This window comes from Thioalkalivibrio sp. ALgr1, assembly GCF_000378285.1.
Classification (GTDB): Bacteria; Pseudomonadota; Gammaproteobacteria; order Ectothiorhodospirales; family Ectothiorhodospiraceae; genus Thioalkalivibrio.
Genome location: NZ_KB905134.1, coordinates 282138 through 306149 on the forward strand (window position 1 = coordinate 282138; position 24012 = coordinate 306149).

The following is a 24012-nucleotide window of genomic DNA, read 5'->3' on the forward strand; positions in this document are numbered from 1 at the left end:
GAACGCCCCGGCCGCCTGACCGGGGTCTTCAGGAGACGCGCTCCAGCGCGTGTTCCCGGCAGATGTGGTCCAGCAGGCCGTCGCTGGCGGCCTCGACGAGATCCATCACATGAACGAAGCCATCCGGCCCGCCATAGTACGGGTCCGGTACTTCGCGCTCGGGATGGTCCTGGGCGAACTCCAGGAAACGGTGCAACCGCGCGCGGGCGCCATTCGGCTGGATCTGCTGGGCATTGCGATAGTTCGCCTCGTCCATCGTCAGGATGTAGTCGAACGTCTCGAAGTCGTCCGCCTCCAGCTGCCGCGCCCGCAACTGCTCGAGATCGTAGCCCCGGCGGCTCGCCTCCTCGCGGGCGCGCGGGTCCGGCCGTGCCCCAACGTGATAACCCGCCGTACCCGCCGAATCCACCTCGATGGCGGACTCCAGACCATGGGCGCGCACGCGTGCCTGGAAGACACCGTGAGCCATGGGCGAGCGGCAGATATTGCCCAGACAAACCATCAGCACTCGAATCTTTTGCATGCCTTCTTTTGTGTTCGCGAAATGAACACACAGCATAGCAAAGCCCCGCTCCGATGCCCGCCCGTAGGCGCGGCGGACACGGTGTGCGATGCTGTTGGCATGCCTGCTGTGCGGGCAGCCGCTTCCCAAGCGACTCGGAGCACCGATGCCCGACTTTACCGGCCCTCGCCCAACCGGATTGCCCGCAGGCGGCCTTGATCGGGTAGCCCCGCGAGCGAGCGCGATGCCGACGCTTGAGACCGGCACCCGGCTACAGGTCCAGATCGTCGGGCAACTGGCCGAACGGGGAGTTCAACTGCGCCCGCTGACGTCGTCCGGCGCGCAAAGCGTGGACACCCGCGCGCCCATCTTCAATGCCCAGCTGGCGACTCCACTACCCAACGCCCTGCTACGCGGCAACCAGTCCGGTCCACGCATCGCCCTCGCCGAGGTGACCCGCACAGAGCCGCGCCTGGAGGTGAGGCTGCTACCCCTGCCCTCTGGCACCACCCTGGCGACCGGTTCGCCCTCGCCCCCGGCGCCGACTTCACCATCGAATCCGTCGGTCGGCCAGCACGACGCCACGCAGTGGCTGTTGCGCGAGTTGCGCCACCAGATACCGGGGGCGCGAGGCCTGGCCGGTGGCATGCAAACGATTCAGAACACGCTGGCCACGGCCATAGCAGCCGGCGCGCCACCCACAGCGAGCGAAGCCCGACTGCTGCCGGCGATGAACCGCCTGATCGAACTGACACCTCCTGCCGTTCGCCTGACCAGCCCCGATAGCCTGAATCGCCATATCCAGCAGTCCGGCCTGTGGCTGGAGGCCATGCTCGCTCAGGGGGGTCGAACCAATACCTCTGCCACGGCCGCTCAGGATCTCAAGGCCCAGCTGCTGCGCGTCGCCGAACACCTGCGCCAATCGGCCGAGACCCGTTCCCCTCTGCCAACCCCCGCGGCTGCGACGCCGGCCCCACCCGCGCCCACCACGGCGGGCCTGCCTCCCACGGGGGCGCTGGCCGGGCTCATCGAAGGGATGCTGAAGCGCATTACCACGCTGCAACTGCATTCACTGCAGCCCAGCACGCAGGGAGACGACGAGTCGCACCCCCGCTGGTTCTTCGAGCTACCCTTTCGCAGCCCGCAAGGGCTTCACTCGCTGGCCGGCCAGTTACAGCACGAGGCTGGCCGCCCCCCCGAACGCGCCGAGGGATGGACTCTTGTGCTGGATCTCGATTTGCAGGCCCTCGGCCCTACCCGTGTCGCCCTTGCGCTGCGCGATGACCGGGTATCCGTTCATTTCACCGCAGAACGCCCGGAAACCGCCCAACGCCTGCGCGCCGGCACGCCGGAACTCCATCAGCGCCTGGCCGGGCGGGACTTGACCGTCGGATCGCTCTCGGTGCGAGAAGGTCAGGTGGAGCCACAGGATCCGGCGAGCCTTACCTTGCGTGACGGGCTGCTGGACGAGCGCGCCTGAAGGCTTGAGATGAGCAAGCGACGCCCCCCTCACGATCACGACGAGCCGTACGTCGCCCCCCGCGGCCCCCGCCGGCAGCAAGCGGTGGCACTGGAATGGGATCGGCAACGAGCGCCGCGGATCACCGCGAGCGGCAGTGGTGTCACCGCCGAGCAGATCCTGCGAATCGCCGAGGAACACGGGATTCCCCTGCACCAGGACCCGGGCCTGACCGAGGCGCTCGCACAGGTACCGCTGGGCGAAGAGGTCCCGGAGAGTCTTTATGTCGCGGTGGCCGAGGTCCTTGCGTATGTATTTGTGCTTGCGGGCATCACACCCGAGGACCGCGAACAGGGATACCGCCGCGACGATTCAACATCGGGCGAGTGAAGACACAAGCAGTAGCAGGGACTAACGACGACCCGCAGAGCCGGGGGCGTGCAGACTGTACAGGAGGTCCAGCTCGGTGGTGGTCAGGCCGCACATCCGGCGGACTTCTTCGCGCTCACGGCCCTGCCGAATAAGCTCGATCGCCTGCTGATAGGCGCCATCATCGGCGTCACGGGCCCGCAGCTCGCTTTGCTGGTCGTTGAGGCGCTCCAGTGCGCGCTGCACCGCGGATTGCGCCTGGCTGTGGTTGACCACCCCCTGGGAGATGACCTTCATCGCACCCTGCAGCGCCATCACCGAGGTCGCCTGACGCTGGTAGTCCTGGCGCAACGTCGCGAGCTGGCGCCGCAGGGTTAACACAAGCGAGACGGACAGCACTGCAACGACGGTCGCCACCAGGGCGATTGCCGCGACAATCCAAACCAGAATGGCTTCCCCCATCGACCCAATACTCCCAGCGACTCAGACTCGATTGTCGCGTGAAATGCACTGATACACCACCCGGGGCCGACTGGAGGGGTCCGTCAGGCGTAATCGTCGATCAAGCCCTTACGGGGGCGCTGGCGTCGGTCGCGCGGGGAACGCTGTTGCGCAGGCTTTACGGCCGGACGCAGCACGGGGTCCCGGTCGTGGTCATCACTGAGCGTCCGCCCGGGCACGGTCGTATGGACCGGGCGAACCGTGGAGTTCGTGGTCGGCGGCTGCACGGGGCGAACCGTACGATCCGGCTGCAGTTCATCCACCATCGCCCCACCTCCCCTCCGCATGCCGCGTTTCGGAGCCACTCTCAGGTTTGATCCTCTCCAATACGCGGCGGTTCCAGTTCGCCGAATGCCCCGCGGTTTCTACAGCTCCCGCAACTGGGCCCATTCCTCGTCAGACAGGAGCTTGTTCAGGTCGACCAGGATCGTGAGCCCCTGCTCCGTGCTCGTCACCCCCTGGATGAACCGCGAACTGTCGTCATTTCCGACTTCCGGCGCGGGCTCGACCGAATCCAGCGAGATCCGCACGACCTCCGAGACCGAGTCCACCAGGATGCCGACATTCTGGTTGTCGACATCGATGATCACGATGCGCGAGGCCTCGTCCGGCTCGCGGTCCTCCAGGCCCATACGGCGGCGCGCGTCGATCACGGTCACGACGTTGCCCCGCAGGTTGATAATGCCAAGGATATAGTCCGGCACACCGGGAACAGGCGCGATCTCGGTGACCTTCAGCACCTCCTGCACCTGCAGGACGTCAATCGCGTAGGTCTCCTCCGCGAGACTGAACGTCACATACGGGGCCGTATCGGCCTTGGCCATCGCTTCTACGTCTTGTGCGCTGCTCATGTCGTCCTCGTCGCTCGCGGACCCTGTTGCGGGCCCGGTGTTCGGTTCCTGAATACGTTATCGGCCGCGCTCGTCCCGGCTTGAGTCCGGAGTACCGCCCATTTCCCAGCTGCCCTGGTCCAGGGTCCGGTCGAGGGCCTCCAGGTCCAGCAGGGTGGCCATCTGTTCCCGCTCCACCCCGGCCAGCCAGGGCAGGCGCTTGCGGTGACTGCGCCAGCGCAGATTCTGAGGGTCGATCACGCGGGTCCCCTGAATCGAGCGGCAGGCCAACGCGAAGCGCGAACCGGCCAGGAACACGACATGGCGGGCTGTCTCCGGCTCATATTCCCGATCCTCGGGGGTCACCACGGCCGCGAGATCAATCAACTGCACTCGCCCCTGTTTGGTATCCGCCAGACCCAGATACCAGACGGAGTGGTTGGGCGTGGGGCGCACATCCAGATCCCCAAGCGGCGCAACGCCGCCGAGCGAGGCCAGCGGCGCCAGCAGGGTCAGATTCCCGGCCTCCAGCACCAGGGCGGAGAATCGCTCGGACGGACGCGGATACTCGTCACTCTCGACAATCGTGCGCGGAGGCACGGGGGGCGCGACCGCTTCGGCCACCACGGGGACCTCTGGTTCGTCTAACGGCTCCGGTTCAGCGGGCGCCGGTCTCGGTTCGAGGATATCCGGGCGCAGCAGGTGCGCCGGGGCGATCGGCGCCGGTTCGTCCAGCAGGCTGCCAAAATAGTCATGCAGGGCTTCAGGTTCGGCCTTGAGTGCCAGGTTGTCATCACGCGAACGGTTCATCCCTTCTGCCTCCGGGTCCGGGCATGAGGCTGCGAAAGCTGCCCGCCAATCGCCTCCAGCAAGTCCGAGTACGCCAGTACGCCCCGGGCGTCCGGAATCATGAAGCACAGCGGCTGGCCTGCGCTCGACGCATCGCGAAACTTCGTATCGACCGGGATCACGCCGGGCCAGACCTCATCGCCATAAAGGCGGCGCAGCTCGGCCAACGCCTCGTGCGCGGCACGCGTGCGTCGATCGAACAGGGTGGGAATGATCCGGTACTGCAACTCGGCCTTGCGCGACTTCTGGACCATTTTCAGGGTATTGATCATGCGTTCCAGGCCCTTGAGGGCAAGGAACTCGGTCTGCACCGGGACCAGCAGCTCGTCACAGGCCGCCAGGGCATTGACCATCAACACGCCCAGCATGGGCGGGCAGTCCATCAGCACGTAGTCGTACTGGTCGGCGACCTGCTCCAGCGCCTGGCGCAGCACCAGGCCCATCCCGCTGCGCGTACCAAGCTGACGGTCGAGTGTGGCCAGTGCCGTACTGGCCGTCAGCAGGTCCAGCCCCGGGAACCGGGTCTCGCGGATCAACCCCCGCGGATCAGGACGCTTCCCCTCTGCGCACTGGCTGAACAGCTCGTACACACCGCGGGTGGCGGTCTCCGGGTCGTGGCCGAAATAGGCCGTCAGCGAGCCATGGGGGTCGACGTCGACCATCAGGACGCGCTGTTCCGGACCCGACAACAGGCCACTCAGGGTGACTGTGGTCGTGGTCTTGCCCACCCCGCCCTTCTGGTTGGCCACCGCCCAGATCTTCACTCGGTATCCCCCTCGTCCCCATCCATCGTTGGTGCACCCGGCGCGAGCGGAAGGTCTTCGCGCAATTGCTCGGGTTCCTGCGCCCCGTCTTCGCGCGGGCGCGCGCCGGGCAGGACCACGATGGCCACCCGCCGGTTTTCCGCCCGTCCTTGCTCGGTATCATTGCTCGCGACCGGACGATGCTCACCATATCCCAGGGCCACCAGATTCTTCGGCTCGATGCCCGCGTCTTCAAACACGCTCACCACGGCCGCGGCACGCCCCGAAGAAAGCTCCCAGTTGGAAGGATAGACCGCCGTCTGGATCGGGACATTGTCCGTATGGCCCTCCACGTGCACCCGCGACACCCGCGGCGCGAGGATCGCCCCGACCTCGTCCAGCAGGGCCCGGGCCTCGGGATTCAACGTAGCCGAACCGCTCCCGAACAACAGCCGACTGGTGATCTCGATTTCCAGCCAGTACGCCTCGCGGCTTACCCGGAGATCACCCTCCTCGATCAAGGGGGCCATCGCCATTTCCAGCTCGTCGGCGACCTCGGCCAGTGCCTCCAGGAACTCCTGCAGCTCGTCATCCGTACCCGCATCGTCCAGTAGCCCGGATAAGGCCATGTCGATGGGTGCTACACCGTCGTCAACGATGCCGGGCTGCACATCAATCGGAACCAGCGCGCGCATCTCGTCCAGGGACTGCTCACGCGACACCGTCGGTTCTCCCACCTGGATCGGATCGGTCTGCGCCGGTGCCCGGAAGGCGTCCACCAGCGACTCCGACAGCACACGATACTTGCCGTCATCCACCGAGGAGATCGCGTACATCACCACGAAAAACGCCAGCAGCAGCGTGACCAGGTCGCCATAGGGGATGGCCCAGGCCTCGTGATTCTCCGCTTCTTCTGGGCGTTTGCGCCGGGCCATCGCGACCTCACTCGTGGATGAAGCCGCTAAGCTTGCTTTCAATGTTGCGGGGGTTTTCGCCCTCGGCGATGGAGATCAGCCCCTCCATCAGCATCAACTGGTGCTGCGAGCGTTTCTGGATGATTGATTTCAGCTTGTTCGCCACCGGCAGGAACAACAGATTCGCCGACGCAATCCCGTAGATCGTGGCGACAAAGGCCGCGGCAATCCCCGCTCCCAGCTTGCTGGGGTCAGCCAGGTTCTGCATGACCGCCATCAGACCCATCACCGCGCCGACAATGCCAAGCGTCGGGGCGTACACCCCCATGCTCTCGAATACCTTGGCCCCCTGGGTATCAAAATGCTCGCGGTTGTCCAGATCCGCCTCGAGGATCTGGCGGATGGTCTGCGGCTCGGAGCCATCCACCAGCAACTGCAGCCCCTTGCGCGCGAATTCGTCGGTCTCCTCGTCGGCCAGCGTCTCCAGACCCAGCAGCCCTTCCTTGCGTGCCACGTTGGACCACTCCACGATGCGAGCCAGCATCGCCTCGTTGTCGATCCGCGGCGGCTTGAATGCCCAGGGCAGAATGCGCATCCCGTGAAGAAACACCGCCATGCGCGCCTGCACGAGGGTTGCCCCCAGCGTCCCCAGGACCACGATCACAAACGCGGCCGCGTTCCAGAGTGCGCCCAGACCACTCCCCTTCGCGATACTCCCCCCGAGCACCGCGACGAGCCCCAGGGTGATCCCGATGAGGCTCAGGATATCCATCTAGCAGAACCCCTTGACCAGTGCCGGACCCACATCCGGCAACGGATACACCTGATCCACGAGCCCGGCCTCTGCGACTGCAGCCGGCATCCCATACACCACCGAGGTGGCCGCGTCCTGTGCCCAGACCTGCGCCCCGGCGGTCTTCAAAGCCCGCGCACCTTCGCGGCCATCTGCGCCCATCCCGGTTAGCACCACGGCGAGCACCTGCCCGCGCAAGGCCTCGACCGCCGAGCTGAACGCGGCATCCACGCTGGGCTTGTAGATCGTGCCCAACGGGCTCTCGGTCACGCGCACCGTTGTCTGGCTGCCGCGCTCCAGCGTGGTTTGCAGACCGCCGGGGGCCAACAGGGCCACCCCAGGGCGCATGACATCGCCATCCTGTGCCTGCTTGACCCGAATTTGGCACATGGCGTCCAGGCGCTCCGCGAAGGCCGGCGTAAAGCTCGCAGGCATGTGCTGAATCAGCAAGATCGGCTGTGGGAAGTTCGCCGGCAGGGCCTTGAGCACTTCCTGCAAGGCCACCGGCCCCCCGGTGGACGTCCCGATCAGCACCGCGCGGACCTGCCGCAGCGGCACGGCGGGCCGACTGACCGGCGGGGCCTGTCGCTGTACCTCGGCCGCCTTGCGGTCGGACTCTTCACGACGCGCAGAAGGGCGGGCCTCGACCGCTGGTCGCACGCTCCCTGGCTGGCTGACCGAACGGGCCCGGCTGCGCGAAAGGCTGCGCACCCGCCGGCGCAGCAGCATGCGCGCGCTGTCCTCATCGGACGCGATGTCGCTGAAGCGCTTCGGCAGAAAGTCCACCGCCCCTGCCTCAAGCGCATCCAGGGTCGCCTGGGCCCCCTCGGTGGTCAGACTCGAGAACATCAGTACCGGCCGGGGGTTCTCGGCCATGATCCGGCGCACCGCGGTGATGCCGTCCATCACGGGCATCTCGATATCCATGGTCACGACATCCGGGTCCAGTTCCTTGACCTTGCGAATCGCCTCCTCGCCGTTCTCCGCGCTGCCGACGACCTCGATCCCCGCGTCGGCGTCCAGAATTTCACTAATGCGGCGGCGGAAAAACCCGGAGTCATCCACCACCAGTACCTTAACCGGCATCCTTAGCCCTCGATTGTTTGCGCAGGCCGCCGGGTGCGGCCCGCCGACGGGATCTTGTGCGTCAACAAACCCACGAGATCGGCGACATCCAGGATCAGCGCAATCCCTCCATCACCCGTGATGGTCGCGCCTGCCAGGCCCTTCACGCCCTGCAGGTTCTGCCCCAGTGGCTTGATGACCACCTCTTCCTGCCCCACCAGATCATCGACGACCAGCCCTACCTTGCGATCCGCGGTATGCACCACGACCACATGCGATTCCGGTTTGGCTTCGGGGATGAACCCCGGCTTCAACCACCGCTTGAGATAGTGAACCGGAAGCGCCTGATTTCTTACGACAATGACCTCCTGATCATCCACGTAATGGGTCTTGGTCAGATCCAGGTCCAGGATCTCCGAGACAGACGCCAGCGGGATCGCGAATCGCCGCCCGTCGAGGATGACCATCAATGCAGGGAGGATCGCCAGGGTCAGCGGCAGCTTCACCCGCAGCGTGGTCCCGACACCGATCTCGGAATCGATCTCGATGGTGCCGTTGAGCTGCGAGATCTTCGTCTTGACGACGTCCATCCCCACCCCGCGACCGGACACATCCGAGATCTCGGTCTTGGTGGAGAACCCGGCCATGAAGATGACGTTGAAGGCCTCGCGATCGGTCATCCGCTCGGCCATCGCGGGTTCCATCAGACCCTTCTCGACGACCTTGCGCCGCAGGGCCTGCGGATCCATGCCACCCCCATCGTCCTTGATCAGCAAGGCGATGTGATCGCCTTCCTGCGCCGCGCCGAGCACCACCGTACCCTTGCGCGGTTTGCCGGCCTTCTCGCGCACCTCCGGAGTCTCGATCCCATGATCCACGGCGTTGCGCACCAGATGCACCAGCGGATCGGACAGGGCCTCGACCAGGTTCTTGTCGAGGTCGGTGTCCTCGCCGAAGATCTCCAGCTCGATCTCCTTGCCCAGGCTGCGCGACAGATCGCGGATCACGCGCGGGAAGCGATTGAAGACCTTGTTCACCGGTTGCATGCGGGTCTTCATCACCGACGTCTGAAGATCCGACGTGACCAGCGCCAGCGAACTAATGGCCTTGCCCAGCTCGTCATCCACGTGCTGGGTTCGCAACATGCTCAGGCGGTTGCGCACGAGCACCAGCTCCCCGACCAGATTCATAATCTCGTCGAGACGTTCGGTGTTCACACGGACCGAGGCCTCGCCCTGAGGGGCCTGCCGGGCGCCGGCCGCCCCGGCCGCAGGCGAAGACGCCTGTGGCTTGGCTTCGGGAGCCGGCGGTTCCTGTGTCGCGCCAGCGGCTTCGGGCTCCACGCTCGGCTCTTCATGCGGGGACGACTCAGTCACAGCGGGTGCCGGCGCTGCAGTGGCAGGAGGCCCATGACCTCGTGCCTGCAACTCGTCCAGCAGGTTCTCGAACTCATCGTCGGAAATCAGGTCCTCGCCGTCGTCCCCTGGCCCGGCTGCATCCGAATCGGTGTCGGGCAACCCGGCGTCCTCAGTCGACGGCGTAGCGGAGTCCTGGGCCGCCTGCGGCGAACCATCGCCGTGCAGCGAATCCAGCAGGGCCTCGAACTCGTCATCGGTAATCTCGTCATCGGCACCGACCAGCCCCGACTCATCCCCTCCAGCCTTCGCAGTGGCTTCCACCTCGGCGGGGGGTGCCGGTTCCGGCTCCGGTTCGGGGGGCACGTCTGGCGTCGCGATTGCGGCGGGTTCGGAATTGCCGGCCACGTCTTCATTCTTGGCCATCCGCCGCAGGTCTTCGACGAGATCGGCCTCCGCGGGCGTCGGATCGACCCCGGAGCGGAGGTCGCCAAACATCACGTTCAACGTATCGAGGACCCGCAGCATGGTATCCATCAGGTGACCGTCGACCTGACGTTCCCCATTGCGCAGGAGATTAAACACATCCTCTGCGTGATGGCAGACGGTCACCAGCGGATCCAGGCTCAGAAAGCCCGCGCCACCCTTGATCGTGTGAAAGCTGCGGAATACCGCGTTCAACAGATCCCGGTCATCGGGATGCTGTTCCAGGTCGATCAGCTGCTCGTTGAGTCCTTCGAGCAGTTCCCCGGCCTCGATCAGGAAGTCCTGAAGGATTTCGTCGTTGGGGTCGATGGCCATTCGGTCTCTCCGTTCCGGTGAGGCTTGCCGTTGAGGGGTGGGCGCCGGGAAGCCGCCGATTCAGGGATCAGCGGGCTACCTAGAAGCCCAGGCTGGACAACAGATCGTCCACCTCGTCCTGTCCTTGAACGACATCCTGGCCGGAATCTTGAGTCTTCGGCACTGCTGGCCCGTGTCCACGCCGATCGCCCTCACGCCGCTCGGCATCGTCATCCAGCGTCTTCTCCGCAGCCTCGACCGTCTCCATACGCCCGCTGGACAGCCGAATCAGCGTGACCAGGTTCTCCTCCAGGTCGGTCACGAGCTGAATCACGCGCCGGATCACCTGCCCGGTAATATCCTGGTAGCTCTGCGCCATCAGAACCTCCGACAGCAGGCGGCGCAGCTCTTCGGTATCGTCGTTGGCCTGAGCAAAAAACTCGTCCAGCTCACGAGCGAATTCCCGGAACTCGTCGACCGAGAGTTGCCGATTGCGAAAACGGGTCCACTTCGCCGTCAGTTGGCCGGCCTGCTGGCTGAACGATTCGGCAATGGGGAGACTCGTCTCGATCGCGGTCAGGGTCTCGTGCGCGGCCTTCTCGGTCATCGTGACCACATAATTGAGACGCTCGCGGGCATCCGGGATCTCGGCCTGGGTCAACTCGACCAGCCGCGAATCCCCCCGGAAGCTTTGCAAGGCCTCGTGCAGGTCGCGCGTAAGCTTTCCGAGCTCGTCGAAGAGTTCCCGGTCGTAGGGGCGCGCCAGATCCTGGATCAACGCGCGCGCGGCCACCTCATCCCCTGCCTCCAGAACCTGCACGAGCTCCCGCGCGCGAGCGATTTGCTGCTCACTGATCGATTGTTCTTGGTCTGTCATCCAAAGCCCCTTGCTCGCTCCCCATCCCGAACGTGATGACCGGGATCGATCCCCCGGCCATCCATTTGTCTGGACCAGGAGACTTCGACACCGAATCCCAAACTAGCCTTGGGATTCAATGCGTTCGAATATTTTGTCGATCTTTTCCTTGAGGGTTTCCGCAGTAAAGGGCTTCACCACGTAGCCGTTCACGCCCGCCTCGGCCGCCTCGACGATCTGATCCCGCTTGGCCTCCGCCGTCACCATCAGCACCGGCATCGTCTTCAGCTTCTCGTCGGCACGAACCGCCCGCAGCAGGTCGATGCCCGGCATATTGGGCATGTTCCAGTCGGTAATCAGAAAATCGAAGTCGCCGTTCTGGAGCATCGGCAATGCCGTGCTGCCGTCATCGGCCTCTTGGGTGTTGTTGAAGCCAAGATCACGCAACAGGTTCTTGATGATCCGTCGCATCGTGGAGAAGTCGTCCACGATGAGAATTTTCATTCCCTTGTCCACAGGTCACTCCGGGATAAATGATTCATATGAGTACTAGAGCTTGGCCTTCAGAATAACTGCAAAGCCTCGCCGTCTTCGAGCCAGGAGCCCAGGCGCGCGCGCAGTCGGATAACGGCCTGACTGCGGATCTGGCTGACGCGCGACTCGGTCACCCCGAGTACCGCGCCAATCTCGCGCAGGTTGAGCTCCTCGATGTAATAAAGCGACAACACCAGACGTTCGCGTTCGGGCAAATCGCCCAGCGCGGCGGCCAGCTCCTCGCGAAACTCCCCGGCCTCGATCGTGCGCGAGGGCGAGGCCTCCTGCCCCTCGATCACCCGGTCCGCATCACCATCGGTGCCGCCCAGATCATCCAGCGCGAACAGATGGGCGCCGGCATGGTCCTGCAGCATCGAGTAGTACTCGTCGATCGGGACCTCGAGTTCCTCGGCCACCTCGACCCCGCGCGCCGCACGCCCCTCCCTGGCCTCGACCGTCTGGATCGCCTCGGCGATCTTGCGGCTGTTGCGGTGCACCGATCTCGGGGTCCAGTCACTGCGGCGTAACTCGTCGATCATCGCGCCACGGATGCGAATCCCGGCGTAGGTCGCAAACGTCGCGCCCTGCCCGCCCTCGAATTGCCGCGCGGCCTCCAGCAGGCCAATCATGCCGGCCTGGATCAGGTCATCGACCTGGACCGAGGAAGGGAGGCGAGCCATCAGATGGTGCGCGATGCGGTGCACCAGCTCGATATGTTCCGCGACGCGCTGCTCGTGGCCGGCTGCGGCCACGTTCTCGTATCCGTGGAGGCGATTACGCGTCGCCATCATGCGCTCTGCAGCATCCGTTCGACGAAAAACCCGACACCACCATCGGCACCACGGGCCACCGGCCAGCGGTCGACCGCACGGGCGAGTTCGGTAAAGGCCTTGGCCGCCGGGCTGCCCGGATATTGCTGCACGACCGGTGCCCGTTTCTGTACGGCCTTGCGCAGATGCTCGTCCATCGGGATGTAACCGGCGAGATCCAGGATGACTTCCGGCAGGTAGTTGTCGCAAACCGTGGTGAGTTTCTGCAACAAGCGCTCGGCGCCCGCGCGGTCCTGGACCATATTCGTGACCAGCCGGAAACGCCGCATGCCATGATCGCGATGCAGCACCTTGATCAAGGCATAGGCATCGGTGATGGACGCCGGCTCGTCGCAGACGACAACCAGGGTCTCCTGGACCGCCCGGCAGAAGGTCGTGACGGATTCCTGCAGGCCCGCTGCCGTATCCACCACCAGCACATCCAGCGGCTTGGAATAGGCGCTGAATGCCTGGATCAAACCGTTGTGCTCGAGCTGCGTGAGATTCGCCATCGCCGCGATCCCCGAGGCCGACGGGATGACCTTGATCCCCTCCGGGCCCTCGATCAGCACATCCTGGAGGTCGTCCACCTGTCCGGTCACCAGGTCATGCAGGGTGCGCTCGGGTCGCAGTCCGAGCAGCACATCGGCATTGGCCAGCCCCAGGTCGGCATCAAACAGCATGACCTCGCGGCCCAGCCGCGCGAGCGCCACGGACAGGTTGACCGACACATTGGTCTTGCCGACGCCGCCCTTGCCGGAGGCAACCGCAATGACCTTCAACGGCTGATTAGTGCGTGGCATAGCGTCCTTTCCCCACCGGATGGATCATCTCCAGAACGCCCGCATCCTGAGTACGGCGCGGCGACGGCGCATTGCGGCCGGCATTCGAGAACTCCGCCAGGCTTGCATCGGTCCATCGTTCATCGCGGGAGGATCGACGCGCGGGGCCGCGCTCTTCGCCGAGCGCCCGCCGGGTCAGATCGCCCGTCTCGACCCGGTGGAAGTCTTCGGCAATCCGCTGTCCATCGCTGACAAACGTGAGCCCAAGGTGTTGATCGAGCAATACCGACAACGTCTCCCCCAACTGTTCGGCTTCGTCGAGTTTGGTCAGCACCAGCGCCGATGGCTCCGTCTTCCGGAACGCATCCAGCACCCTTCGCAGCGCCGCCGCCTGAGTGGTCGCGGAGACGACCAGCCAGCTCTCGCGCCGGACATGGTCCGGCCAGCCGGCAAACAGCGACTCGTCGCCCACCGCGGAAGGTGCCTGCCCGGCGGTGTCGACCAGAATCAGATGCCCATCCTCTGCTCGCGCGGTCATGTCGCGCAACTCGCGCGGGCTCTGCAGCACCCGCAATGACACGCCCGCCATCTGCGCGAACGCCTGCAGCTGGCGCGTGGCCCCAATGCGCTGGGTGTCCAGTGTGACCAGCGTAACCGAATCCGCACCCATACGACGGATTTGACGCAAGGCAATGCGTGCGAGTGTAGTGGTCTTGCCCACCCCCGTAGGCCCCACCAGGGCCAGCACGCCACCTTCATCCAGGATGTCCGGATGGCGGGTCGCGATCGCCCCGGAAAGGCGTGCGCGCAGCCTCTCCCAGGCCTGCTCCACCGTGCTGTCGTCGAGAATACTCCCGGCGAGACTGCGCGCCAGTGACTCGCTGAACCCACGGTCCATCAGACGCGCCTTGCACTCCGCCGCCAGCGGATGCCGCGCCGCCCACTGTGCGGCCTCGTTGTCGCTGTGCTGGCGAGTGAGCAGGCTGCGCAGATCCCGCAGCTCCTGGCGCATCGCGGCGAGCTCGGGGTCCGCGGGCCAGGCCGAGCCCGGGCTCGGACGCGAGGCGGATGCCGGCGCCTCACGCGGGGCATGGACCGCGTTCACCGCAGCCTGCTGCTCGCGCTCCGAGACCCCCGCGTCGCCATCTTCCAGCGCCGCGACAACCTCCAGCCAACCATCGACACGGCGGCTCGACAGGATCACGGCATCCTCGCCCTGCTGTTCACGCACTTGCCGCATCGCATCGCGCATGTCGCGTGCCCGGTACCGTCTCACATTCATCTCTGTTCTCCCGCTCCGCTCAAGGAAAACACTGATCAGTGTTTCCCTCTCGTATCCGATCGCTACTGTTCGTCTCAGGCACCTGTGGGCGTTGCCTGCCGGGCCGAGTCTTCCTGGCCCACCGTGGCCACCACGCGGATCCGCCGGTTATCGGGGATCTCGGTAAAGGCCAGCACCGCCAGGCTGCGCACGGCTCCGCGGAGCCACCCGGCAATCCAGGAGCGGATCTCCGGGGCCACCACCAGGATGGCCGGCTGCCCGCTGGCTTCCTGGCGCTGGGCCGCCTCGGACACCGACCGCTGCAGGCGTTCCGCCAGGCCCGGTTCCAGCCCCACGGTCTCGCCATTACTGCCCTGAAGAGACTTATGCAAGAGCTGTTCCAACGACGGGTCGAGCGCGATCAACGGCAGCTCATCGTCCGGTCCCACAAGGTCCTGCACGATCGAGCGCGACAGCGAGACACGCACGGCCGCAGTCAAAACGCCGGGATCCTGACTCTTCACGCCCTCCTCTGCCAGGGTTTCGGCGATCGTGCGCAGGTCGCGGATCGAGACCTGCTCGGCCAGCAGGTTCTGCAGCACCTTCAGGATTACCGACAGCGAGAGTGTCTTCGGCACCAGATTCTCGACCAGCTTCGGCGAATGCCGTGCCAGCTGGTCCAGCAGATGCTGGGCCTCTTCGTGACCAATCAGGCGATGGGCGTTCTCGCGGAAGACCTGCGACAGATGCGTGGCGATCACGGTGGAACAGTCGACCACGGTGTAGCCGGCGCCCTGCGCCTGATCGCGATCCGCCGGATCGATCCACAAGGCGTCCAGATTGAAGGTCGGATCCTTGGTCGGCGTGCCCGGAACGGTGCCGAACACCTCGCCCGGATTGATCGCCAGCTCGCGATCGGGGAAGACCTCGGCCTCCGCCACCGTGACACCCAGCAGGGAGATGCGATAGGCATTCGGACTCAGTTCCAGGTTGTCGCGGATATGGACCGGTTGCAGCAGGAACCCCAGCTCCTGGGAGAGCTTGCGGCGCACACCCTTGATCCGCCCCATCAGCTGACCGTCCTGGGTGCGATCCACCAGCGGGATCAGACGATAGCCGACTTCCAGGGAGACGAGGTCGATCGGCGGCACGTCGTCCCAGGTGAGATCGCGATTTTCCGGACTGGTGTCCGCCGCTTCGTCAGGCACGCGCTCCACCTCCACGGCCTGCTCGCGCTCGCGCCGCTGCATCAGGTAGGCCGATCCGATGGCCAGCGAGGCGAGACCCAGGAATACGGCATTGGGCATACCCGGCACCAGCCCCAGCGCGGCGATCACGCCACCCGCCACGTACAGCACGCGCGGGTTGGAGAACATCTGCCCGAACACCTGCTGGCCCATGTCCTGGGTGCTGGAGACACGGGTCACGATGATCGCGGTGGCCGAGGACAGCACCAGCGACGGGATCTGCGCGACCAGACCATCACCAATGGTCAGCAGCACGTAGTTCGTCGCGGCGTCGCCCATCGACATGCCGTGCTGCAGCGTGCCGATAGTCAGGCCGCCAATGATGTTCACGAACAGGATGAGAATCCCGGCGATTGCGTCCCCGCGCACGAACTTCGAGGCACCGTCCATCGAGCCGTAGAAGTCCGCCTCGCTAGCGATCTCCTCGCGGCGCTTGCGCGCCTCTTCCTGGGTCAGAATTCCGGCATTCAGGTCGGCGTCGATCGCCATCTGCTTGCCCGGCATGGAATCCAGGGTGAATCGAGCACTCACTTCGGAGACACGCCCGGCGCCCTTGGTCACCACCACAAAGTTGATGATGATCAGGATGGCGAACACCACCAGACCGACGGTGTAGTTGCCGCCCACGACGAAATCGCCAAAGGCCTGGATGACCTGGCCCGCGGCGTCAGTGCCGGTATGCCCCTCCAGCAGGATCACGCGCGTGGAGGCCACGTTCAGCGCCAGGCGCAGCAAGGTGGCGACCAGCAGCACGGTCGGGAAGACCGCGAACTCCAGCGGCCGCGGCGTGTAGACCGCGACCATGATCACGACCAGCGACAGCGCGATGTTGAAGGTGAACAGGACATCCAGGGCGATGGGCGGCAGCGGCAGCACCATCATCGAGAGCATCGCGATCAGCAGGATCGGCGCCCCCAGGCCCCACTTGCCGACAGTCCCCAGGCGGTCGAAGAAGGCCATTAGCGGTTCCTCCGACGGCCGCGCGGCTGCTGCGGATCGAGATAGTCTTCCGGCACCGGCAGGTCATCCGGCATCGCGACGTCTGCATCCGCGCGCTTCAGCTGATAGACGTAGGCGAGGATGCGCGCGACTGCGACGAACAGCCCGTTCGGGATCTCCTGGTTCAGGTCCGTGGTGAAGTAGATTGCACGCGCCACCCGGGGTGCCTCGACGCGAATGATTTTGTGTTCGTCCGCGACCGCGCGGATCGACGCCGCGACCTCGTCCACGCCCTTCGCCACGAGCTTCGGCGCAGCCATGCGCGAGGCCTCGTAGGTAATCGCTACCGCGTAGTGGGTCGGGTTGGTGATGACCACGTCGGCCTTCGGGACTTCCTCCATCATCCGGCGCTGCGCCATCTCCTGCTGCAGCTGCCGGATCTTCTGCTTGACCTCCGGCTTGCCGTCGGTCTCCTTGTACTCGTCCTTCAGCTCCTGGCGCGTCATGCGCAGCTGCTTCTGGTGGTTCCACATCTGAAACGGCGCGTCGATCGCGGCCACCAGGATCAGTGCGGCCGAGACCGCCACGAACGTCCCCAGCGCCAGCTGCGCCGCGTGCGCGATCGCTTGCTCAAGGGGCTCGTAGCCGAGCATCAGCAGGCGATCCGAAAAGGTCCACAACACCGACATCGCGACACCCGCGATGAGCACGAACTTGGCGAAGGTCTTGCCAAACTCCATCAAACCCTGCCACGAAAAAATGCGCTTGAGACCCTTGAGCGGGTTCAGCTTGGAGGCCTTGGGTTTCGCCGCCTGCCAGGAGAAGTTGGCGCCGCCGATCAGGATGGGCGCCAGTACCGCCGCGACCATCAGCACGCCAAAAAGCGGCAGCAGCGTGCGCAACGTCATAAAGATCTGTTCCGACAGATACGGCAGCAGCAGCGAGCTGTCATAGGCCAGATCACGCTCGATGTCGAAGCGCCCGGCCGTCTGTTCGGCCAGCTGCCCGCCCATCGTCGGGCCGAAGAACGTCATGAATCCGCCGGCCGCCATCAGTACGAGGAAGGTCGACAGCTCCCGCGAACGCGGGACCTGACCCTTCTCCTTCGCCTCGCGCAGGCGTTTCGGAGTCGGCTGTTCGGTTTTCTCTTGTCCGCTCTCGTTCTCGGCCATCCTAGAACCCCAGCATCGCTTGCATCAGGCCAAAACCTTCGAACAACAGATCCCCAAGCCGCTCCGGCAACCCGGGCATGGTCAGCATCAGCAGGATGAAGCCCATCAGGATCATCATCGGAAAGCCCACCGCGAAGATGTTCAGCTGCGGCGAGGCCCGGGTAATCACCCCCATCGACAGGTTGACCAGCAGCAGCGAGGCCACCGCCGGGATCGCAACCAGCACGGCCCCCTGGAACATGACACTGCCAAACGCGATCAGCGACGCCAGCGCCTCGGCATCCAGCCCCGAGGGGGCGACCGGCAGCGTCTCGAAGCTGGTCAGAAGCAGCTCGAGCGCGATCAGATGCCCATTCATTGCCAGGAAGATCAACGTGGCCATGATCACGAAGATCGTGGAGACCACCGGCACCTGCACGCCCTGTGCCGGATCCACGATCGAGGCGAAACCAAGACCCATCGACAGTGCGATCACCTCGCCGGCCTGCGTCAGTGCGGAAAAGACCATCTGCAGGATGAAGCCCATCACCAGACCGATCAGGATCTGGTGCACGGTCACCACCACGCCCTCGATGCTGATCGGGTCCACTGCTGGCAGCGCCGGCCCCTGCATGGCCACGAAGATCGCCAGCACCAGGGCAAACAGGATGCGCACCGTCGCGGTGAGCTGATCACCGCCGAACACCGGCATCACCAGGAGCATCGCCCCAATGCGGGCAAACGGCCACATGACCGCCCCCACCCACACGAGGATCTGCTCCATGGCGAGGTTCACGGCTGCCTACCCCACCATGCCCGGCGCGGCATCATAGAGTCGCTCCGTGTATTCGATGATCAGCGCCAGCATCCAGTGTCCGGAGATCAGCAAGGCGGCAAACATCGCCAGCAGCTTGGGGATGAAGGACAGCGTCATCTCCTGGATCTGGGTCGCGGCCTGCAGCATCCCGATCGCCAGGCCCACGGCCAGGGCCGTCAGCAGCGGCGGCGCGGCCAGCAGGACCACGACCGTGAGCGTCTCGCGCCCGACATCAACCACCATTTCGGGTGTCATCGCGTATCCCCCTAAACGAAGAAGCTGGTGGCAAGCGTGTTCATCATCAGCGCCCAGCCATCGACGAGGACGAACAGCATCACCTTGAACGGCAGCGAGATGATCAGCGGCGACAACATGACCATCCCCATCGACATCAGGACGGACGCCACCACCAGGTCGATAATCAGGAACGGAATCAGGATCAGGAATCCGATCTGGAAGGCCGTCTTCAGTTCGCTGGTTACGAAAGCCGGCACCAGCAGGCGCAACGGGATGTCATCAGCGTCTTCGAATCCGTCGATGCCGTTGATCTCGGCAAACATGCGGATATCGCTCTCGCGGGTGTGCGCGAGCATGAATTCGCGAAGGGGCTGCACACCGGCCTGCAGGACTTCTTCGGTCCCCATCTCCTCGTTCATGTACGGGACCACGGCGCTCTCGTAGATCTCGTCGAATACGGGTGCCATCACGAACAGGGTGAGGAAGAACGCCAGGCCAATGAGGATCTGGTTCGAGGGGGTCTGCGTCGTCCCCAGCCCCTGGCGCAGGATCGCCAGCACCACGAGGATGCGGGTAAATGCCGTCATCATGATCAGCGCCGCCGGCAACAACGTCAGCAGCGTCATCAGCAGCAGGATCTGCAGGGTGACGGAATAGGTCTCGCCGCCCTCGCCGTCGGTGGTCACCGTCAGCGCCTCGATCCCCTCGCCGCCGAACTGACCCCAGGCCAGCCCCGGAAGCAGCAACAGCGCCAGCGCCAGAACGGCGCGCGGCAGGTACCTGAGCCGACCCGCCATCACGACCGCTCGCCTCCCGCCTCGCGCCGACCCGAGACGGCTCGGCGCAGCGCACTGGAGAAGTCAGGCGTCGTTGCCTCCTCGACGCTGACCGGCTCCCGCAGCGTGTGCAGGGTCCGCATCCCCGAGGGTGCGACCCCGATCAGGACCTGCTCCTCCCCTACCTGGACCAGCATCAGGCGCTCGCGCGTCCCCACCGAGCGCACCGCCACCAGCTCGATGGTCTGCGAACCCCGGCTCAGGCCACCCTGGGTCCGGCGAAGAATCCAGCCCAGAACGACGATCGCGATGATCACGATGACCAGCCCGCCGATCATCTGCGTCAGGTGGGCGGCGGCCGAGATCCCGCCGTTCGCCTCCTCGGCGAGGCCAATCGCAGGCCAGAGCCCCCCTGTGCCGGTCAGTCCGAGGACTGCCAGCCAATGTGCAAATCGTAGTTTCATCAGTTACTTGAGCTTGCGAATGCGTTCACTGGGGCTGATCACGTCAGTCAGCCGTATGCCGAACTTCTCGTTGACCACGACCACCTCGCCATGCGCGATGAGCGTCCCGTTCACGAGCACATCCAACGCCTCCCCCGCGAGTCGGTCGAGCTCCACCACCGACCCCTGGTTCAACTGCAGCAGATTGCGAATGGGGATGCGGCTGCGACCGATCTCCATCGAGATGGTGACCGGCACATCCAGCACCATCTGCAGATTAATGTCCTCGGCCGACATGCCGGCCGACGCCGCCAGTTCCTCCGGCTTCAGAGGTTCGGCCTCCGGATCGGGCTTGTGCTTGCGCTCCCTTTTCTCCGCTCCCATCAGGGGATCGGCCGATTCACTTCCGCTACTGCTGGCCTGGGCCTGATTCAACAGCTCGTCCGGATCGGCGGCCGGCTCACCGTCGGTGTCCTTCTGCTCGGCCAGCGCTGCGGCCCATTCGTCCGCCAGGGCGTCCTGGTCCTCTTCGGATTCCCCTTCGGCTGCCTCCGGGGTCACGTCACTGTCCTCACTGGAAGCCAGGCTCTCGTCGTCTTTCTTGTTGTCTTCGGTGTCTGCCATGGGTGCAGCCCTCTATCGCTTGATAATGCGATCCGTCACCTGGATCGCATTCTTGCCATCGGATACGCCAAACTTCCCACGAAACAGCGGGATATCTTCGACTCTCAAGGTAACGGTCTCGGGGAGATTGATCGGGATGATGTCGCCCGGCTGGATGTCGAGCAGCTCCTGCACCGTCACTTCGGTCTCGGTCAGGGTGGAGCTCACCTCGACTTCCGCGTCCTGAATCTCTTCTTCCAGCGCCTTCATCCAGCGTTGATCCACGTCGGACCGGTCCGATTGCAGCCCGGTATCCAGCTGCTCGCGGATCGGCTCGATCATCGAGTACGGCAAGGTGAAATGCAGATTGCCGCCGCCACCATCGAGCTCGATATGGAACTCGCTGATCACGACGATCTCGGTGGGCGAGACGATATTGGCGAACTGCGGGTTCACCTCCGAGTTCAGGAACTCGAAGCGCAGATCCATCACCGGCTGCCAGGCCTTGACCATGTCCTCGAATGCGCCTTCGAGGATGCCGTGGACCACGCGCATCTCCATCGGCGTGAAATCCCGTCCCTCGATGCGCGTGTGGTAGCGACCGTCGCCACCAAAGAAGTTGTCGACCAGGATGAACACCAGCTTCGGGTCGAACACGAACAGACCAGTCCCGTGCAGCGGATGCGCCCGCACCAGGTTCAGGCTGGTCGGCACGAACAAGGAGTGCATGTACTCCGAGAACTTCGAGACCCGAGTGCCGACCACGGAGAGCTCCGCAGAGCGACGCAGCATATTGAACAGGCGTACCCGGAGGTGTCGTGCAAAGCGCTCGTTGATCATCTCCAGCGTGGGCATCCGCCCACGCACGATCCGATCCTGCGTCGCGAAGTTGAACTCGCGGGCCTCTCCGTCATTCGGAAACGGGTCATCCGTTTCGATATCGCCGTCATCGACCCCATGAAGGAGGGCGTCGATCTCGTCCTGGCTGAGGATGTCCGTTTGCGCCATGGTTCTGCCTACTGCATGACCAGTTCGTTAAAGCGCACCGCTTCCACATCATGTGGTGCGTCCCGCTCCTCAAGGATCTCGGCGATCGCCTCGCGCAGCTCCTCGGCAAGCGATTCCTTCCCGTCACGCGTATTGAGGTCGTCGTAGTGTTTCTCTCCAAGCAGGCCCAGCACATCGTTGCGAACGGCCGGCATATGCCGCTCCAGTGCTTCAATCACCTCGGGGTCGGTGGTGACGACGCTTAGCTCGACCCGGAGATAGCGAATGCGTCCGGGCCCATCAATGTTCACGGTCATCGGCTCCAGCCCGTGATAGTGACGCTCGGCCGGGCCTTCTTCACCGGTCTCTTCCTCGCCACCGCCGGACAAGAAAAACCACGCAGCCGCCGCGCCGGCCCCGGCGAACACGAGCACCAGCAAAATGACAATCCAGAGCAGCCCCTTCTTGCCCTTATTGCCGGCGCCTTCTCCACCCAGTTCGACTTCCTTCTCCGCCATTTCCCACCCTCGAGATTCGTGAATCCGTCCATGTTGACGGCACGGGATCGCGCTGACTATTGCCTGAACTCATAGCAAAGGCAGTGCCAAAATTAATTTATGTAATGATTTCCGACGCTTAAGCGGTAACGAGGAGAGCACAGGAGGGGTGCAGCCGGGAATTAAAAAGGGGATCGTCAAGATTCAGCCGCCCCGAACCCGGCAGAAGACGGGATCTTGGCGGCACAACAACCGAGGTTGGGAACGACCGGGCGGGTTTACGCACCCGGTCTTTTGCAAACGGACTTACTCAGGCGAACAGGTCAAGCCGGCGGTTCAGGATAGAAAGGGTGCTACCCGTCGCCTGCTCTTCCTCGGCCTCGGACTCATCGGCCTCGCGCCCGGCCCGCTGCCCGTCAGCCAATTCCTGCTGACCTTCACGCTCTTCGGCCGCCTGATCGGACACGGTCGCATCCTCGAGCGTAAGGCCGCTCTGGGCGAGACTCTCGCGCAGCCGAGGCATCGCCGCCTCCAGAACCTCGCGGGTCACCGGATTTGCACTGATGAACTGGACGGTGGCTCGATCACCGTCCACGTTCAGGCGGACATCGAGTGTCCCCAGCTGCGGCGGGTGCAGCTTGATCTCGGTACGGCCGCCCTGGGCACGCGCCAGCATGCGGATCTGGTCCGTCAGCTCGCGCTCGCCACCCGGCTGCAGCAGCCGAGCCAGGTCCAGGCGCAACGAGCTGCGTGAACCCTCGCTGCCTTCCGCAGCCTGTACATGCGCCGGCAGAATGCCGGCCAGAGGTTCCGCGCGTCCCTGCGCCCTTTGCGTATCAGTCCCCTGGGACATCCATTGCGCCAGCAGCTCCAGAACATTCTCGCGCGAAAGGCGGCTGTTCGGACCGAGCAGCTCGGTGCCCGCCCCGCCGCCTGAAGCAGCCGAGCCCTGGCTGGACTCGAGGAACAGCCGCATGACCGCTGCAGGCAACGGCTTGATCTCGCGCGCGCCACCGTTGCCTTCGCCGCGCTCCATACGTGCAACGGACGGACCGGGGCGATCATCCACTGCCGTCATGAGCGCGGCCAGCGGCAAATCCTTGCCGCCCGATTCCACCTCGACGGCCAGTTCGCCTCCGTCCATCAGGGCTTGCAAGCGGGCCAGCATGCCCTCCAGATCGAGCCCTTCAAGCTCCTCTTCACCCACGCCCAGATCGGCCAGCAGCGCCTCGAGCTGTGGCTGAAGAATATCGAGGAAACCCTCGCCTTCTGCGGTTTTCAGGTCCTTCAACCCTTCGAGGCCTTCGAGCGCCTGAAGGTCCTTGAGGTCACTGCCACCCCCCAACAACTGCAGCAGCGGCATCATCCCCTGGCCGGCATTGCCTGTCGCGATCATCAATGGATCCTCTGAGTCATTGCCCGGCTCGTACGCCTTTGATGGGCATTCCTGGTCAGCTCATTCAAGATTCTTGCCAGTCGTTGTTCGTCTCCTGCGTGCGCGTGTGCACCTGCCGTGTCGCCCACATGTCCTGCTCATGCTGGCGACGGCGATCGGCCACCCGCTCCTGTTCTGCAATGCGGCGCTCCAGGAGCTTTTCCAGGGACATCACCGCCCGGTGGCGGAGCAGCCACTCCTGGCGTGCCTGCTCCGCCTGGGCGCCTGCGGCCTGCGCGCGAAGGTCTTGCTGTTCCAGTGCATGCCGCAGTTGATCCCGCATCCCGGAAAGCCACTTGAGCTGATTCGTGTCATCGGGCAGTGGCGCCCGGAGATACTCGAGCTGATAGCCCTCCAGCTGGGTCCGCTGGGTCTCGACCGCGTCCAGTTGCTGCAACCGCGCCCCCAGTTGACGCGTGGCTTCACTCTCTTCGATGCGTCGCAGACGCAGAAGACGTTCCAAGCGCCGAGAATCCAT

General features: G+C 64.7%; 28 protein-coding genes. 2 read left to right on the top strand and 26 right to left on the bottom strand.

The features are described from left to right. Window positions 1-28 precede the first annotated feature (28 nt). Window positions 29-523, bottom strand: a complete 495-nt coding sequence (locus tag F466_RS0109015) for a low molecular weight protein-tyrosine-phosphatase (protein ID WP_018993936.1) — start codon at window positions 521-523, stop codon at window positions 29-31. Between the two features lie 223 nt (window positions 524-746). Between F466_RS0109015 and F466_RS0109020 the strand changes: the two genes are divergently transcribed. Next, a complete protein-coding gene (locus F466_RS0109020; RefSeq protein ID WP_018993937.1) occupies window positions 747-1982 on the top strand; it encodes a flagellar hook-length control protein FliK in 1236 nt (411 codons plus the stop codon). Between the two features lie 9 nt (window positions 1983-1991). Then, on the top strand, window positions 1992-2351 hold the full coding sequence (locus tag F466_RS0109025) for an EscU/YscU/HrcU family type III secretion system export apparatus switch protein (protein WP_018993938.1): 360 nt from the start codon (window positions 1992-1994) through the stop codon (window positions 2349-2351). Window positions 2352-2372: 21 nt separating this feature from the next. On the opposite strand, the gene F466_RS0109030 is transcribed toward F466_RS0109025, so the two are convergent. From F466_RS0109030 to F466_RS0109150, 25 genes are all read right to left on the bottom strand, one after another. Then, on the bottom strand, window positions 2373-2792 hold the full coding sequence (locus F466_RS0109030; RefSeq protein WP_018993939.1) for a DUF2802 domain-containing protein: 420 nt from the start codon (window positions 2790-2792) through the stop codon (window positions 2373-2375). Window positions 2793-2875: 83 nt separating this feature from the next. Beyond that, complete coding sequence (locus F466_RS0109035) at window positions 2876-3097, bottom strand: hypothetical protein (RefSeq protein ID WP_018174320.1); 222 nt, start codon at window positions 3095-3097, stop codon at window positions 2876-2878. Window positions 3098-3196: 99 nt separating this feature from the next. Further along, on the bottom strand, window positions 3197-3655 hold the full coding sequence (locus F466_RS0109040; RefSeq protein ID WP_018139245.1) for a chemotaxis protein CheW: 459 nt from the start codon (window positions 3653-3655) through the stop codon (window positions 3197-3199). Window positions 3656-3739: 84 nt separating this feature from the next. Continuing rightward, the gene (locus tag F466_RS0109045) at window positions 3740-4471 is read right to left on the bottom strand and encodes a chemotaxis protein CheW (RefSeq protein ID WP_018174319.1); all 732 of its coding nucleotides are present in this window, start codon (window positions 4469-4471) and stop codon (window positions 3740-3742) included. Then, a complete protein-coding gene (locus F466_RS0109050) occupies window positions 4468-5274 on the bottom strand; it encodes a ParA family protein (RefSeq protein ID WP_018993940.1) in 807 nt (268 codons plus the stop codon). The genes F466_RS0109045 and F466_RS0109050 overlap by 4 nt, the downstream gene beginning before the upstream one ends. Then, window positions 5271-6188 (bottom strand): flagellar motor protein MotD, encoded by a 918-nt coding sequence (gene motD, locus F466_RS0109055; RefSeq protein WP_018174317.1) that lies wholly within the window; start codon window positions 6186-6188, stop codon window positions 5271-5273. Before motD ends, F466_RS0109050 begins: the two co-directional genes overlap by 4 nt. A gap of 7 nt (window positions 6189-6195) precedes the next feature. Then, a complete protein-coding gene (locus F466_RS0109060) occupies window positions 6196-6939 on the bottom strand; it encodes a flagellar motor protein (RefSeq protein ID WP_018139241.1) in 744 nt (247 codons plus the stop codon). Next, a complete protein-coding gene (locus tag F466_RS0109065) occupies window positions 6940-8046 on the bottom strand; it encodes a chemotaxis response regulator protein-glutamate methylesterase (RefSeq protein ID WP_018139240.1) in 1107 nt (368 codons plus the stop codon). Window positions 8047-8048: 2 nt separating this feature from the next. Beyond that, window positions 8049-10181: a chemotaxis protein CheA gene (locus F466_RS0109070; RefSeq protein ID WP_018993941.1), complete on the bottom strand. Its 2133-nt coding sequence runs from the start codon at window positions 10179-10181 to the stop codon at window positions 8049-8051. A gap of 79 nt (window positions 10182-10260) precedes the next feature. Continuing rightward, complete coding sequence (locus tag F466_RS0109075; RefSeq protein WP_018139238.1) at window positions 10261-11037, bottom strand: protein phosphatase CheZ; 777 nt, start codon at window positions 11035-11037, stop codon at window positions 10261-10263. 102 nt (window positions 11038-11139) lie between these two features. Beyond that, the gene (gene cheY / locus F466_RS0109080; RefSeq protein WP_018139237.1) at window positions 11140-11520 is read right to left on the bottom strand and encodes a chemotaxis response regulator CheY; all 381 of its coding nucleotides are present in this window, start codon (window positions 11518-11520) and stop codon (window positions 11140-11142) included. A gap of 59 nt (window positions 11521-11579) precedes the next feature. Next, complete coding sequence (locus F466_RS0109085; protein ID WP_018139236.1) at window positions 11580-12341, bottom strand: RNA polymerase sigma factor FliA; 762 nt, start codon at window positions 12339-12341, stop codon at window positions 11580-11582. Then, window positions 12338-13162 (bottom strand): MinD/ParA family protein, encoded by an 825-nt coding sequence (locus tag F466_RS0109090; protein ID WP_018862904.1) that lies wholly within the window; start codon window positions 13160-13162, stop codon window positions 12338-12340. The genes F466_RS0109085 and F466_RS0109090 overlap by 4 nt, the downstream gene beginning before the upstream one ends. Next, window positions 13149-14393, bottom strand: coding sequence for a flagellar biosynthesis protein FlhF (gene flhF / locus F466_RS0109095; protein ID WP_026296441.1), 1245 nt, complete (start codon window positions 14391-14393; stop codon window positions 13149-13151). Before flhF ends, F466_RS0109090 begins: the two co-directional genes overlap by 14 nt. Before the next feature lie 104 nt (window positions 14394-14497). Further along, window positions 14498-16609 carry a flagellar biosynthesis protein FlhA gene (flhA, locus tag F466_RS0109100; protein WP_018139233.1) on the bottom strand — a complete coding sequence of 704 codons (2112 nt, stop codon included), beginning with the start codon at window positions 16607-16609 and terminating at the stop codon, window positions 14498-14500. Continuing rightward, window positions 16609-17760, bottom strand: a complete 1152-nt coding sequence (gene flhB / locus F466_RS0109105; protein ID WP_018174311.1) for a flagellar biosynthesis protein FlhB — start codon at window positions 17758-17760, stop codon at window positions 16609-16611. The genes flhA and flhB overlap by 1 nt, the downstream gene beginning before the upstream one ends. A 1-nt stretch (window position 17761) precedes the next feature. Further along, the gene (fliR, locus tag F466_RS0109110) at window positions 17762-18523 is read right to left on the bottom strand and encodes a flagellar biosynthetic protein FliR (RefSeq protein ID WP_018174310.1); all 762 of its coding nucleotides are present in this window, start codon (window positions 18521-18523) and stop codon (window positions 17762-17764) included. Between the two features lie 18 nt (window positions 18524-18541). Then, window positions 18542-18811 carry a flagellar biosynthesis protein FliQ gene (fliQ, locus tag F466_RS0109115; RefSeq protein WP_012982568.1) on the bottom strand — a complete coding sequence of 90 codons (270 nt, stop codon included), beginning with the start codon at window positions 18809-18811 and terminating at the stop codon, window positions 18542-18544. A gap of 11 nt (window positions 18812-18822) precedes the next feature. Beyond that, window positions 18823-19590 (bottom strand): flagellar type III secretion system pore protein FliP, encoded by a 768-nt coding sequence (fliP, locus tag F466_RS0109120; protein WP_018993944.1) that lies wholly within the window; start codon window positions 19588-19590, stop codon window positions 18823-18825. Next, complete coding sequence (gene fliO / locus F466_RS0109125; RefSeq protein ID WP_018139230.1) at window positions 19590-20033, bottom strand: flagellar biosynthetic protein FliO; 444 nt, start codon at window positions 20031-20033, stop codon at window positions 19590-19592. Before fliO ends, fliP begins: the two co-directional genes overlap by 1 nt. A 3-nt stretch (window positions 20034-20036) precedes the next feature. Then, entirely contained in the window at window positions 20037-20636 is a 600-nt protein-coding gene (fliN, locus tag F466_RS0109130; RefSeq protein ID WP_018993945.1) for a flagellar motor switch protein FliN, read from the bottom strand. A gap of 12 nt (window positions 20637-20648) precedes the next feature. Continuing rightward, the gene (fliM, locus tag F466_RS0109135; protein WP_018139228.1) at window positions 20649-21623 is read right to left on the bottom strand and encodes a flagellar motor switch protein FliM; all 975 of its coding nucleotides are present in this window, start codon (window positions 21621-21623) and stop codon (window positions 20649-20651) included. Between the two features lie 8 nt (window positions 21624-21631). Further along, entirely contained in the window at window positions 21632-22120 is a 489-nt protein-coding gene (gene fliL, locus F466_RS0109140) for a flagellar basal body-associated protein FliL (RefSeq protein ID WP_018993946.1), read from the bottom strand. 289 nt (window positions 22121-22409) lie between these two features. Then, window positions 22410-23495 (bottom strand): flagellar hook-length control protein FliK, encoded by a 1086-nt coding sequence (locus tag F466_RS0109145; protein ID WP_018993947.1) that lies wholly within the window; start codon window positions 23493-23495, stop codon window positions 22410-22412. Window positions 23496-23559: 64 nt separating this feature from the next. Continuing rightward, window positions 23560-24012, bottom strand: coding sequence for a flagellar export protein FliJ (locus F466_RS0109150; protein WP_018993948.1), 453 nt, complete (start codon window positions 24010-24012; stop codon window positions 23560-23562).

Coding starts and splice junctions, on each gene's coding strand:
- F466_RS0109015 (WP_018993936.1), bottom strand. CDS start 523: ATGCAAAAGATTCGAGTGCTGATGGTTTGTCTGGGCAATATCTGCCGC.
- F466_RS0109020 (WP_018993937.1), top strand. CDS start 747: ATGCCGACGCTTGAGACCGGCACCCGGCTACAGGTCCAGATCGTCGGG.
- F466_RS0109025 (WP_018993938.1), top strand. CDS start 1,992: ATGAGCAAGCGACGCCCCCCTCACGATCACGACGAGCCGTACGTCGCC.
- F466_RS0109030 (WP_018993939.1), bottom strand. CDS start 2,792: ATGGGGGAAGCCATTCTGGTTTGGATTGTCGCGGCAATCGCCCTGGTG.
- F466_RS0109035 (WP_018174320.1), bottom strand. CDS start 3,097: ATGGTGGATGAACTGCAGCCGGATCGTACGGTTCGCCCCGTGCAGCCG.
- F466_RS0109040 (WP_018139245.1), bottom strand. CDS start 3,655: ATGGCCAAGGCCGATACGGCCCCGTATGTGACGTTCAGTCTCGCGGAG.
- F466_RS0109045 (WP_018174319.1), bottom strand. CDS start 4,471: ATGAACCGTTCGCGTGATGACAACCTGGCACTCAAGGCCGAACCTGAA.
- motD (WP_018174317.1), bottom strand. CDS start 6,188: ATGGCCCGGCGCAAACGCCCAGAAGAAGCGGAGAATCACGAGGCCTGG.
- F466_RS0109060 (WP_018139241.1), bottom strand. CDS start 6,939: ATGGATATCCTGAGCCTCATCGGGATCACCCTGGGGCTCGTCGCGGTG.
- F466_RS0109065 (WP_018139240.1), bottom strand. CDS start 8,046: ATGCCGGTTAAGGTACTGGTGGTGGATGACTCCGGGTTTTTCCGCCGC.
- F466_RS0109070 (WP_018993941.1), bottom strand. CDS start 10,181: ATGGCCATCGACCCCAACGACGAAATCCTTCAGGACTTCCTGATCGAG.
- F466_RS0109075 (WP_018139238.1), bottom strand. CDS start 11,037: ATGACAGACCAAGAACAATCGATCAGTGAGCAGCAAATCGCTCGCGCG.
- cheY (WP_018139237.1), bottom strand. CDS start 11,520: ATGAAAATTCTCATCGTGGACGACTTCTCCACGATGCGACGGATCATC.
- F466_RS0109085 (WP_018139236.1), bottom strand. CDS start 12,341: ATGATGGCGACGCGTAATCGCCTCCACGGATACGAGAACGTGGCCGCA.
- F466_RS0109090 (WP_018862904.1), bottom strand. CDS start 13,162: ATGCCACGCACTAATCAGCCGTTGAAGGTCATTGCGGTTGCCTCCGGC.
- flhF (WP_026296441.1), bottom strand. CDS start 14,393: ATGCGCGATGCGATGCGGCAAGTGCGTGAACAGCAGGGCGAGGATGCC.
- flhA (WP_018139233.1), bottom strand. CDS start 16,609: ATGGCCTTCTTCGACCGCCTGGGGACTGTCGGCAAGTGGGGCCTGGGG.
- flhB (WP_018174311.1), bottom strand. CDS start 17,760: ATGGCCGAGAACGAGAGCGGACAAGAGAAAACCGAACAGCCGACTCCG.
- fliR (WP_018174310.1), bottom strand. CDS start 18,523: ATGGAGCAGATCCTCGTGTGGGTGGGGGCGGTCATGTGGCCGTTTGCC.
- fliQ (WP_012982568.1), bottom strand. CDS start 18,811: ATGACACCCGAAATGGTGGTTGATGTCGGGCGCGAGACGCTCACGGTC.
- fliP (WP_018993944.1), bottom strand. CDS start 19,590: ATGGCGGGTCGGCTCAGGTACCTGCCGCGCGCCGTTCTGGCGCTGGCG.
- fliO (WP_018139230.1), bottom strand. CDS start 20,033: ATGAAACTACGATTTGCACATTGGCTGGCAGTCCTCGGACTGACCGGC.
- fliN (WP_018993945.1), bottom strand. CDS start 20,636: ATGGCAGACACCGAAGACAACAAGAAAGACGACGAGAGCCTGGCTTCC.
- fliM (WP_018139228.1), bottom strand. CDS start 21,623: ATGGCGCAAACGGACATCCTCAGCCAGGACGAGATCGACGCCCTCCTT.
- fliL (WP_018993946.1), bottom strand. CDS start 22,120: ATGGCGGAGAAGGAAGTCGAACTGGGTGGAGAAGGCGCCGGCAATAAG.
- F466_RS0109145 (WP_018993947.1), bottom strand. CDS start 23,495: ATGATCGCGACAGGCAATGCCGGCCAGGGGATGATGCCGCTGCTGCAG.
- F466_RS0109150 (WP_018993948.1), bottom strand. CDS start 24,012: ATGGATTCTCGGCGCTTGGAACGTCTTCTGCGTCTGCGACGCATCGAA.